At 60.3% G+C, this 11,677-nt stretch carries 11 protein-coding genes; 6 read left to right on the top strand and 5 right to left on the bottom strand.

Annotated elements, in window-relative coordinates; translation table 11 throughout:
• Nucleotides 1-1,025, bottom strand: a 1,025-nt coding sequence (locus Q0687_RS26795) for a cytochrome P450 (RefSeq protein WP_298883741.1), incomplete at its 3' end; no start/stop codon positions are given.
• A 301-nt stretch (nt 1,026-1,326) separates the two neighbouring features.
• Here Q0687_RS26795 and Q0687_RS26800 point away from each other — a divergent pair.
• Nucleotides 1,327-2,925, top strand: coding sequence for a choline dehydrogenase (locus Q0687_RS26800; protein WP_298883744.1), 1,599 nt, complete (start codon nt 1,327-1,329; stop codon nt 2,923-2,925).
• A gap of 25 nt (nt 2,926-2,950) precedes the next feature.
• On the top strand, nt 2,951-3,931 hold the full coding sequence (gene hemC / locus Q0687_RS26805; RefSeq protein WP_298883746.1) for a hydroxymethylbilane synthase: 981 nt from the start codon (nt 2,951-2,953) through the stop codon (nt 3,929-3,931).
• A gap of 169 nt (nt 3,932-4,100) precedes the next feature.
• On the opposite strand, the gene Q0687_RS26810 is transcribed toward hemC, so the two are convergent.
• Nucleotides 4,101-4,319, bottom strand: a complete 219-nt coding sequence (locus Q0687_RS26810) for a hypothetical protein (protein WP_298883750.1) — start codon at nt 4,317-4,319, stop codon at nt 4,101-4,103.
• A gap of 327 nt (nt 4,320-4,646) precedes the next feature.
• On the opposite strand from Q0687_RS26810, the gene Q0687_RS26815 reads away from it, so the two are divergent.
• Nucleotides 4,647-5,123 (top strand): histidine phosphatase family protein, encoded by a 477-nt coding sequence (locus Q0687_RS26815; protein ID WP_298883752.1) that lies wholly within the window; start codon nt 4,647-4,649, stop codon nt 5,121-5,123.
• A gap of 142 nt (nt 5,124-5,265) precedes the next feature.
• On the top strand, nt 5,266-6,339 hold the full coding sequence (locus Q0687_RS26820; protein ID WP_298883755.1) for a hypothetical protein: 1,074 nt from the start codon (nt 5,266-5,268) through the stop codon (nt 6,337-6,339).
• A 225-nt stretch (nt 6,340-6,564) separates the two neighbouring features.
• On the opposite strand, the gene Q0687_RS26825 is transcribed toward Q0687_RS26820, so the two are convergent.
• Together Q0687_RS26825 and Q0687_RS26830 are read right to left on the bottom strand one after the other, a co-directional pair.
• Nucleotides 6,565-7,920, bottom strand: a complete 1,356-nt coding sequence (locus tag Q0687_RS26825) for a hypothetical protein (RefSeq protein WP_298883757.1) — start codon at nt 7,918-7,920, stop codon at nt 6,565-6,567.
• A 65-nt stretch (nt 7,921-7,985) separates the two neighbouring features.
• A complete protein-coding gene (locus tag Q0687_RS26830; RefSeq protein WP_298883759.1) occupies nt 7,986-8,663 on the bottom strand; it encodes a hypothetical protein in 678 nt (225 codons plus the stop codon).
• A gap of 247 nt (nt 8,664-8,910) precedes the next feature.
• On the opposite strand from Q0687_RS26830, the gene Q0687_RS26835 reads away from it, so the two are divergent.
• Nucleotides 8,911-9,999 (top strand): FAD-dependent oxidoreductase, encoded by a 1,089-nt coding sequence (locus Q0687_RS26835; RefSeq protein ID WP_298883761.1) that lies wholly within the window; start codon nt 8,911-8,913, stop codon nt 9,997-9,999.
• Between the two features lie 213 nt (nt 10,000-10,212).
• On the opposite strand, the gene hemE is transcribed toward Q0687_RS26835, so the two are convergent.
• Nucleotides 10,213-11,247 (bottom strand): uroporphyrinogen decarboxylase, encoded by a 1,035-nt coding sequence (gene hemE / locus Q0687_RS26840; RefSeq protein WP_298883762.1) that lies wholly within the window; start codon nt 11,245-11,247, stop codon nt 10,213-10,215.
• A 110-nt stretch (nt 11,248-11,357) separates the two neighbouring features.
• Here hemE and Q0687_RS26845 point away from each other — a divergent pair, with 110 nt between their 5' ends.
• The gene (locus tag Q0687_RS26845; RefSeq protein WP_298883764.1) at nt 11,358-11,573 is read left to right on the top strand and encodes a hypothetical protein; all 216 of its coding nucleotides are present in this window, start codon (nt 11,358-11,360) and stop codon (nt 11,571-11,573) included.
• Nucleotides 11,574-11,677: the final 104 nt, after the last annotated feature.

Genomic DNA, 11,677 nt, shown 5'->3' on the forward strand with positions numbered 1-11,677 from the left:
GCATACCACATCAATACGCGGTCACCTTTCTTGATGGTCTGGCCGCGAAGCTCAACGTCCTGAGTAGCAACCCTGCGCATGTTCGCCAGAGGGGTTTGCCAACGGATGATTTCCGAGACCATATTCGGAATCAGCTCCGGGTTTGCTTTCAGTTTGTCGAATTCCTCGGGGAACTGATTCAGAGCCAGCACGCCACCGCTCATAGAATTGCGTGTTGTGTCATTTCCACCAACTATTAGCAGCGCCAGATTCCCGATAAACTCCAATGGACGATTGATCAAATTCTTGGTGTCTTCGTTGTTCTGCAACATGCTGATCAAATCGAAACCGGCTGCTTCACCCGCTGCAAGGCGAGTTTCCTTGTCACGCCATAGCTTTGAGAAAGCCTTCGCCATGTCTGCGGCGTCGTCCCAGAACACATCTTCATTGGTGAACTCGCCGCCGGTTGCCGATGATGCACCAGACAAACGATCCGACCACTCAACTAATTTGTTGCGTTCCTCATATGGGAAATCCAGCAGTGTTGCCAGCATCCTTCCCGTTAGTTCCTTCGACACTGCGGGCACCCAGTTGAAGGGCTTATCCAAGGGCAGGTTATCGAGCACTTCGGCTGCGCGAGTGCGGATCAACCCCTCCATTTCCTTCAGGTTTTTCGGCGCCACCACGCCCTGGACAGCCTGTCGTTGCACGTCATGCTTGGGCGGATCCATGGCGATGAACATCGGCAGGCTGGCCGCCGCGTTGGAATCCATGATGGTGATGCCGCCGTATCTGGACTCCGAGGAGAACACCCGCGGGTTGGTCTCGACCTGCATGATGTCCTGGAACCGGGTCACTGACCAGTAGGGACCGAACAGGCTTTGTCTGCAGTAGTGCACCGGGTCCTCGCGCCTCAGCCGGGCGAAGTAGTCCCACATGGTGTTGCTGCGGAACAGCTCGGGGTTGCTCACGTCGATTTGGTCAAGAGGCACGGCATAGGCCGGCCCCATGCGCGACTGCACTGCCGCCGCGGCTGCGTTGCTCATGTGCTTGGCTCCTTGCGATATTCTGGACGCGCTCGCGACCAGTGTCTGAACAGTCAGTCTGACGCCGTCCTCCGCCATAAGTCACCTAACCTTCGTATGGAACCGCGCCCCTACCAGCGGGCCGCCGGAAGCCACTGAAAGTCCTAACTAAGGATTGGCGAAATCTCCGGCCGGCTTGATCTATAGTGCCGCAGATATCGCCTCGGACCTCAACCTGTGGCGGTATTCCCTCCGCCCTATGCCAAGGGCCTTGCTCCCGGCTGCGGGAGCATTTTTTTTGGGGTGTCCTCTGGAGGAGCATATGAATGAAGATTTCGACTACATCATCGTCGGCGCCGGCTCCGCCGGCTGCGTGCTCGCCAACCGCCTCACGGCCAGCGGCAAGCACAGCGTGCTGCTGCTCGAGGCTGGACCTAAGGATTCCAACATCTGGATCCACGTGCCGCTCGGCTACGGAAAACTGTTCAAGGAAAAGTCCGTCAACTGGATGTACCAGACCGAGCCGGAGCCCGAGCTGAAGGGACGGCAGGTGTTCCAGCCGCGTGGCAAGACGCTGGGCGGATCGAGCTCGATCAACGGCCTACTCTATGTCCGCGGCCAGCACGAGGACTACGATCGCTGGCGCCAGCATGGCAATGCCGGCTGGGGCTATGACGACGTGCTGCCCTATTTTAAAAAGGCCGAGAACCAGACGCGCGGCGCCGATCAATATCACGGCACCGGCGGGCCGCTGCCGGTCTCCAACATGGTCGTGACCGATCCGCTATCGAAGGCCTTCATCGACGCCGCGGTCGAGAGCGGGCTGCCCTACAATCCCGATTTCAACGGCGCCACGCAGGAAGGCGTCGGCCTGTTCCAGACCACCACGCGCAACGGCCGCCGCGCCTCGACGGCGGTGGCTTATCTTGGCCCTGCGAAGACGCGCAGCAATCTCAAGGTCGAGACCGAGGCGCTCGGCCAGCGCGTGCTGTTCGAGGGCCGCCGTGCGGTCGGTGTCGAATATCGCCAAGGCGCCACCGTGCGTCGCGCGCGGGCGCGGAAGGAGGTCGTGCTGTCGAGCGGCGCCTATAACTCGCCCCAGCTCTTGCAGCTCTCCGGTGTCGGCCCCGCCGATCTCCTGCGTAAGCATGGCATCGATGTCGTGCTGGATGCGCAGGGCGTCGGCCATGACCTCCAGGACCACATGCAGGTCCGTATCGTGATGCGTTGCTCGCAGAAGATCACGCTCAACGACACCGTCAACAATCCGCTGCGCCGGACGCTGGCCGGCGCGCGCTATGCGCTGTTCCGGAAAGGCTGGCTGACCATCGCGGCCGGCACGGCGGGCGCGTTCTTCAAGACCAATCCGCGGCTGGCGTCGCCCGACATCCAGGTGCACTTCCTGCCGTTCTCGACCGACAAGATGGGCGAGCGGCTTCATGATTTCTCCGGCTTCACCGCCTCGGTGTGCCAGCTCCGGCCCGAGAGCCGCGGCTCCTTGCGCATCAGGAGCGCGGATCCGTCGGTGCCGCCGGAAATCCGCATCAACTACATGTCGACCGAGACCGACCGCACTACCAACGTCGAAGCCATCAAGATCCTGCGCAGGATCCTGAATGCGCCGGCGCTGAAGCCGTTCGTCGTCAGCGAGTATGACCCGGGCGCCAAGGTATCCACGGATGCCGAGATCCTGGATTACTGCCGCGACCGCGGCAGCACCATCTACCATCCGACCTCGACCTGTCGTATGGGCAATGACGCGCTCGCGGTGGTGGACCAGCGGCTGAAGGTGAGGGGGCTCGAGGGGCTCCGCGTCGTCGACGGCTCTGTTATGCCGGACCTCGTCTCCGGGAATACCAACGCGCCGATCATCATGATCGCCGAAAAAGCGTCCGATATGATATTGGAGGAGGCGCGATAAGATCGCGCTTCGAAAGGACCAGGACTTGGCACCACGATTCAAGATCGGCACCCGCAAGAGCGCGATGGCGCTGGCCCAGACGGAAGAGATTGCGCGCCGCCTGACATCAGCCGTATCAGGTCTCGACGTCGAGATCGTCAAGTTCGACACGTCAGGAGATCTCGACCAGACCAGCAAGCTGCTGCCGCATGGCGGCAAGGGCGGTGCCTTCGTGGCGCAGATCCGCGCCGCGGTGCTGGCGGGCGAATTGCAGGCCGCGATGCATTCGCTGAAGGACATGCCTGGTAACGAGGACACGCCCGGCCTCGTCATCGGCGCCACGCTGTCGCGCGATCCGCCCGGCGATGCGCTGGTGCTGCGCGAGGGCGTTACGCTCGAAATGCTGCGACAGTCGCACGGCAAGGGCTTCAAGATTGGCACCAATGCGGTGCGTCGCGCCGCTTACGCGCGGCGGCTATTCCCTGACGTCGAGGTGATTCACTTCCGCGGCGCCGCCGACACGCGCGTGCGAAAGCTCGATAACGGCGAGAGGCAGAAGCTGCCGGATGGCGGCGCAGTCGGTCCCGCGGACGCGCTGATCATGGCGCGCTCCGGCCTCGACCGTGTCGGTCTTTCAAGCCGTATCGCCTACGAGTTCACCGCCGCTGAGATGCTGCCGGCAGCAGGGCAGGGTATCGTCGCCGTCGAATGCGCGGCGCAGGATTGGCAGACAAGGCAGATCCTTTCGTCGATTGATGATCCCTCCGCTCACGCCTCGGCCGATGCCGAGCGCGAGGTGCTGTGGGTGCTGAACGGTCACTGCAATTCACCGGTGGCGGGTTTCTCGACCATCTCAGGCGACCAGATGTCGCTGACCGCCTCCGTGCTCGACCTCTCCGGCAACACCATCATCGAGGCATCGCGCTCAGGGCCGGCCAACCGCCCGCGAGAGCTCGGTCGTGCGGTGGGTCTCGATCTCTTGGCGAAGGGCGCCGCCGAGATCATCGAGCGCAGCCGGCCGCGCTAGGTCATTAAATGGCGGCGCTCAAGGGCATTGCTGATGAGATGATGGTTAATGAGCGCCCTTTATGACGCCGTGGATCGATTGGGGGGCCGGGTCGGCCAAGAACCCATCATTCCGGAGCAGCGGTGGAATAGAGGCATCTCAACCGCCGCTTGGAGCGATCCACGCACGATCAATCTCCTACCTCAGGTATTCTGGTTTCCTTCCATGGATTTTTTGCGCGCTTAAGCTTCTTTGCGGGGTCTGTACCCGTTACGATCAGCCTCTGAAGAAGGTACTTCACCAAATCCTCGCGCTCTGATTTCTTCTTGAGCGAGTAATGCTTGATGGTGATGTCCAGGCGATCCCGATTGGGATGGTATTCATGTTCAATGGACGGCATTTTCGACATCGTTGACCCCCTTGGCTCGTCTAAGTCGTCGCGCAATCCAGTTCCACCGCAGAAAAGTACGCCAATTGGGAATACGCCATGAAGCGGCATTCGGCCTGAGCATGTCATTGCAGCCGAAGTCTTTGCGATGGGAATGCCTGAGTGTACGATCGCCGGCCGTTCGGCACTGTGATTTAGCTTACATTTGCCCGAGCGAAGTGCTGCTACACAAGCAAGGGGAGATGAACTGCGACATGCGGTTTGACCGGTGCGACAGGATCGACAGAGCAGGCGCTGTGTAGGAACTCTGCTGCCTGACTGCCGACGTCGATTGGGAGCATTTCCATCATGAGCGCCAAGATGATTTTGGTCATGCGGCACGCCGAAAAATCGGACGATCTGCTTGATCCCGACCTCACTCCCGCCGGCAAGGCTCGCGCGCAACGGCTGGCTGAATACATTCCAGCGACCTTCGGAAAGCCGAAGTGGCTGTTTGCAACCGCTGCTTCAAAGCACAGCCGGCGTCCAATTCAGACGCTGGAGCCTCTTGCCAGGCGATGTCGCCTGACAATTGATGAGACCTACGCCGATCAGGACTATGGCGCGCTGGCTCAACACCTTCGCAAGAGTGATGCTTTTGACGGATCGCTCGTCGTCATCTGTTGGCATCACGGCAACGTCCCGCCAATGATGCATGCGCTGAAGGCACAGGCGGACGATTATCCGAATCCGTGGAAGCCGGATGTTTTCAATCTCATCCTTCAAGTCAAGTTCGCGAAGGATCGGAAACGGCCCAAAGTTACGAAAGTGCGGGAGCCGTTCTGACGTTGTGCCTGAAGGTCGCTGGTCGTCGCGGTGAACATTTTGGGAGGAAGCAATGGGTCGGTTGCCGAGGGAGCGAACAGCTGTTCTGGTGACGGGAGCGTGTTTTCTGGCGGTCGTGGCTACGGCGGTGTTGCCGGCTCCCTTGCGCGCCGCGCCGCCCGGCTACGAGATCCAGAGCTTTCCGCTGCTGGAAGCGCTCCAGTCGGGGGGGCAATCGCTTTCAGCGGACAGCAAGGATTGGATGAAGAAGTGGAAGGGAATGAACCTCGAGGATAGCGCCAGCTATACGTTCAAGGAGCTGTCCGGTTCGACGTCGATCAACATGAAGATCGAGAAGATCGACGCGTCGGATCCGAAGGGTTACAAGTCGCGCGGATCCTTCGTCCCGCGGAACAGTTCCGCCAATCCCGACATCGAGATAGCGGCTTTCAATCTCAGTGCTATCCTTGGATACGATCAGATATATCGCCCCGGCGCGCGCTACGAGCTTGGTCCGGTCGCCAGCCAGGCGTTCAAAACCCTGATCGGAAAGTACCACTTTGCGGGCTCCGCGCGGTTGGCCAACAAGGCCCGGATATTGAAGGCCATCCAATCCGGGGTCCCCCTGAAGGGATGTGTCAAGGCCAAGAAGGACGACACGACCGTCGCGCTCGATGCGATCGCCAACACCCACGCCCCGTCAAATGGCGCGCCGAACGCCGGTCACCCGATCGTTCGGTTCCTCCAGGCGGCGAATGACAAGCCGATGGCCGGCAGGAGCCTGACTTTGAAAGCCGGCTATGTCGGGGACGAGCTCGCGCTCGCGCGAGAATATTCGGTGATCATGACGATCGACGCCGTCACCCAGCAGTGGGACCGGTACAGCGGCGGCAACGTGGCGATCCGGAAAGACGATCAAGGCCGCGCTCATTTCTACATGACCGATAACGGCGGTGCAGATCTCAGCGACAGTTGGAACTCGCGAAATCTGACCTGGTTCAGCCGCTTCGATCGCGGCGTCATCCAGAAACTGTCCGATCTGAAACAATTCCTCGACGCCCCCGCGACCGGCTATCTCGGATATTCCGATCCTGAAGTCTTCGTCACTGACCTCGGCCTCTACTCCCAGAACAGCATTTCTATCAATGTTCAACGGCTCAGACGAAACCTGGGTTTTGTGCTGGACTATGTCAAAGCTACCGAAACCAAGTTCGGCGACAAAGCCTTCTTCGACTGAGCCTGCCCTACGCAATCAAATGGCAATTGCATATAGTGCGCACGATGCTGCCGCATTGACGGTGAGCTCCCTCTCCCGCAAACGGTCCTCGTGAGATCCATACGCGATTGCACTGAGTTCGGGCCGATCCCCCTGGCGCCTCCCAAACCGATCCAGGACTGGCTTGGCTTATGCGTCCCCTGACCACAGGCAGATCAGGGTACAGCTGCTGCGGCATCGGAGCTCTCACGGCTCGCAACTCGTGACTTTGGCGCCTTGAGTCGAGAAGTGGGCCTGGAGATCCAAGTCGAGCTTCAAGCCGCCTTTCAGACATGCCTGATGCAGCTTGGTCGCAAGGTCCTTCAGATTTCTTCGGACGTTCGCGTAATCGTCGGCAGTAAAAACCAATTCCCGGACGAAGAAATCTTTCGTTTCAGCCGCATCGGCCGCGGCGTCAAGTTGCTGAAGAAGGAGGTAGGTCTTTGGATCGATGTGCGCGATACGATCGGCTAGGCCAACTTGCTGTGCAACATTCTCCTTTGCGACCCCGCAGTCATTGTCTTTGAGGAGCATCTTCTTGACCTGGACAGCTCCCAGTTTCGCAGCCTCCTCGCTCGTCAAGTCCTTGCTCGACTTCAGCTTGGGGCTGCCATCCGCCTCCGGATCCGTTGCGTCGATGTAGTAATAGGTCGTGAGATAGTGGATGTTGCCGAAGCGATCCTGCTGGTTCATCAGCGTGTCGATCACGATCAAGTCCGCAGCATCCTTGAGCTGCACCATCTTCTGAACGTTTTCGGTCGTGAAGCTTCGTCCCACCAACGTATTGATGTCCACGTTGCGGGCCAGCATTTGCACGACAGGGTTCTTGTTGCGGAAATTCAATGCCCGGGCCACGTTGTTGGCGCCGCCGTTGAAGAACTCCTTGTAGAAGCTTTCATGCTTTGGATTTTCGCTCAGGGCGCCATACGATTGGGTGAAGTCGTCGGTGAGCAGAAAATCCCGCCTCTTGCCGTTCGCGCCTGCCGTCAATTGTGCCATCAGGCTTGCCCAGGTCTGATGAATGAGACTGCCCGAGGGGCTCTCCGCCAGGGCCGCGCGACCGAGGGCAATATGATTCTGCAGGTCGAACGTGCGCAGAACTGCCGGCGGTACGTCAGCGATGCCACCCAGCATGCGCGACAGATGGTAGTAGCCGAGGATGGATGGAGTGTAGCTGCAGCTGGAGCTCAGCTTGTATTTGGCTGTCTTGTGGGCGCCGGCAATGTTGCAGCGAGCGGCCTCGACCTGTTGGGGAGTACCTCCTTGAGGGAGTGAATAGAAGTCGAGACCTGGATTCGTGCTGTTGAGTTTCGGACAAGCCGCGGAATTCTTGTGCTCGTCGAAATTGCAAAGCCTGGTCTCGATCTCGACGTCCTTGTCGAAATATCTCCCCCCGGCGAGATGCTTGGGAATGACGCAAATCTCGGCATTTTTGCCAGGGACCGGGATCTGCGTGGTCTGTGCGCCGCGCGCAGGGTCGACGGACAAGCCGGCATGGGCGTATGCCGGAACCAGGAGCTGCATCGGCAGCAATAGAAGCTGAATGAAACGCACAGGTCTCATGGCGTGTCTTCCCGGTCTCGCGTGGCACGTGCAGGAAAAACCGCTGGAGCGGGTTCTCCGAAGCCTCAATGGTATTGCGGACAAACGCGAGCCGCGTCCTGCTCGGAAATTTGCAGCTCTGGATCCGTGAACCGCACGAAGTTCGCGACTTCGTCATGCTCTTTCGGATAACGAATCTTGGGCGGGATCACGCTGTCCCAATATCCGGCCGCTTTGCGGGAATCCCATCCCGCCGGAGCGCAAAATTGAGCGAGGGCCGCGGCCGAGATGAAACCGGATGCGTGCAGGCCATACCAGCAATGGACGTACATCGCACCCTTGCCTTGAGTGATGATGTCATGGAGCTTGGTGAACACCGTCTTCAAGGCTGCGCGGTTGTCCCACTGGTGATAGTCATATTGGAGCGAATTGGCGGCGCAGCTGATATTCTCGGTGCCGTTCCATCCGGTTCGATAGGCGTACACCGCCTGCGAGAAGCCGGCTTTGCAAAGCGCCTGAAGAGATTGATTTTGCAGCGGGCGGCGTGGACCGTCGACATCGGCGCGAGAACCTTCAGTGCCGCCGCGATACAGCACTCCGGGCATGACGACTCGAAAGTGCGTCAGTCCTATTCGGTTCCCGACTGGAAAGAGCTTCTCTTTCTTCATGTCGGCGTCGTCGGTGCCCGCGGGCTGCGCGAGCGCGCTCACCGCCACTGACAGTCCCAAAAGCAGGACCGAACAAAATCCGGGGATTTTGGACATGACGTCTCCTCCCTGAAGATATCAGCCTCGATGTCGCGTCGGAGCTTGATTCCTTGCTGAAAGCGAAAAGACCGAAGTGGCTCCAGCGCCTCCTGGGCAGTCGAGCAGGTCCGCGCTGGTCTGCAACGTTAGAGCAGCCCGCGACTAAGGGTTGTGAACCACTTCACATCGCCGGAAAATGCGATTGAGCTAAGTTGTAATCTCGTTTGGTGCAGACGAACGTTCATAGGCTTCGCGAGGACCGGACATGCCAGCAACGCCCAATTTGCCGACGCCCGATTTCACCTTCGATGCCGATCAGCCTGGCGCATGTATCGCCGGCGTACGGCCATATCGCAACGGATCCTACCGTCTCGACGCCGAGACGATCTCGAGTAAATTCTTCGTCCACAATTACGGCCATGGCGGTGCCGGCATCACGTTGAGCTGGGGCTGCGCCGCCAAGGTGCGGGATATCTTCAGGAGCCATCTGGTTGGCTCGTCCGAGACGAAAGTGGCCGTCCTGGGTGCAGGGGTGATGGGCCTGACCGCCGCCACGCTGCTTGCCGATCTCGGTCTGACGGTCACGATCTATTCGGACCGCCCGCCGCTGCAGACCACGTCATCCAAGGCCGGCGGCCAATGGGCCGTGTCGGTGGTGGAATTCGCGGGCAAGCAACAGGAACTCACGGACATCATCAGGTTCGCATACACGACCTTCAAAGCCAGCATCGGCCAGGGCTTTGGCGTCAGCGAGCGACCGAACTATTCGGCCACGCCGTCGCATAATCTGGATGTCGTGATCCAGCTCGCGCCCGGTCTCATCAAGCCGAGGCAATCGCTTCGAAGGGAGCCGTTCGAGGGCCACACCAATCCTGGCTTCGTCTACCAGACCTTGTTGATCGAACCGCCGATCTTTCTTGCAAAGCTCGAAGCAGATCTGCGGGCGCGCGGCATCACGTTCGTGAACAAGAAATTCGTCGACAAGTCGGATATCATCGCCTCGGTGCCGGAAACGATCGTTGTCAATTGCACTGGGCTCGGGTCGATGACGTTGATGAGCGATCCGAAGATGGTCCCGATCAAGGGTCAGTTGGCGATGTTGCCCCCGCAGCCCGCCTTGCAATATCTGTATGGTCAGAACGGATACATGTTCCCGCGCGCCGATCACGTCGTCATCGGCGGGACGTTCGAGGTCGGCGTCAACAACGAGACGGCAGACAAATCCGTGTGCCGGGGTCTCGTCAGTCACATCGCCTCGCAGTTTGGCAAGGCGTCGGCGAAGCCTCTTCCGGACATCCATATCCACAACCCGGACCACGCGCCGATCGTCAATCCGCAAATCCCGGAGGTCTGAGGCTTTTCCAACTCGGCGTGACGATCATCGGCCGTGTTTGCTGGATATTGCCGGTCGCTGACGGCCTGCGAATTCACGATCGGCGGGATGATGCCATCGTACACCTGTTTTGCCCGACGGGTCAAACAACATTCGGAAAAAGAAAAATCGCTGCGGTGTGAAATTCCTCAGTGATTTGTACTGTGCATGGGGTTGTTTTCGAACATTTGGTTTTCAGCCCCGCACGCGCTTGATCATCTGCTCGACATGGGCGATCGGCGTCTCCGGCTGGATGCCGTGGCCAAGATTGAAGATGAAGCGGCCTTGCGCGAAATTCGAAAGCACGTCGTCGATCGCGCGGTCGAGCGCCGCGCCGCCCGTGATCAGCGCCAGCGGATCGAGATTGCCCTGCACGGCGACCTTGCTCTGCACGCGCTCGCGGATGAAGGCGGGCTCGGCGGTCCAGTCCATGCTGACGGCGTTGACGCCGGTCGCCTCGACATAACCGGGCAATTGCGCGCCGGCGCCGCGCGGAAAACCGATGATCTTCGCATCCGGTACCTTGGCGCGTACGCCTTCGACGATGCGCCGCGTCGGCCCGGTCGACCAGCGCGCGAACTCGGCCGGCGGCAGCACGCCCGCCCAAGTGTCGAAGATCTGCAGCGCATTGGCGCCAGCCTCGAGCTGCGCCAGCAGATACCGGATCGAATTTTCGACCAGCACGTCGATGATTTTGGAGAATGCTTCCGGATGCCGGTAGGCCATCATCCGCGCCGGCGCCTGGTCGGGCGTGGTGTGGCCGGCGACCATGTAGGTCGCGACCGTCCATGGCGCCCCGCAGAAGCCGATCAGCGCGGTCTTTGCATCGAGTGTGCCGCGCACGATCTTGAGCGCCTCGAACACCGGCTGGAGCATGCCGAAGTCCGCCTGCGCGGCGAGCGTTGCGACCTTGGCGGGATCATCCAGCGGCTCCAGCCGCGGACCTTCGCCGACCTCGAAGCGCACCTCACGGCCGAGTGCGTAGGGGATCACCAGGATGTCGGAGAAGATGATCGCCGCGTCGAAGCCGAACCTGCGGATCGGCTGCAGCGTGACTTCGGCGGCAAGCTCCGGATTGAAGCAGAGATCGAGGAAGCCGCCCGCCTTGGCGCGCACCTCGCGATATTCGGGCAGGTAGCGGCCCGCCTGCCGCATCATCCAGAGGGGCGGGACGGTTTGGCGCTGGCCGGTGAGCACGTCGATGAAAGGCTTTGTCGCAGATTGGGGCACGAGAAATCCTGATGCAGATTGGAGTTCCTGATACACCGAAGCGGGCGGAAGCGGAACAGGGGAACCAGCGCAAATGCGCCGCGTTGACCTGCCGATGGAGGAGGAATTCCATGGCCCAGACATTCAATCCCGCGCCGCACGACAAGCATGCCGACGACTTGCGCGAAGCGCTCGCGGCCGATCGCCACGCCAGGCTCGACACCGGGCTCGAAGATACCTTCCCCGCCTCCGACCCCGTGAGCGCGGCACAGCCCACCCCGTCGAAGGCCGACGCGGACGCCGACAATCCCTCGCTCTGGGACAAGGTCAAGGCGATCTTCAGCTAGGGATCGCCGGTTTCCGATAGGCTTACTAAGACCTTGTTAGTGATCTGCGGAGAGCCCGGTCCGTAGGAGTACGGAAAAGCCCGTAGATGAATGCGAATCCGCGC

Source organism: uncultured Bradyrhizobium sp., assembly GCF_936928535.1.
Taxonomy (GTDB): Bacteria; Pseudomonadota; Alphaproteobacteria; order Rhizobiales; family Xanthobacteraceae; genus Bradyrhizobium.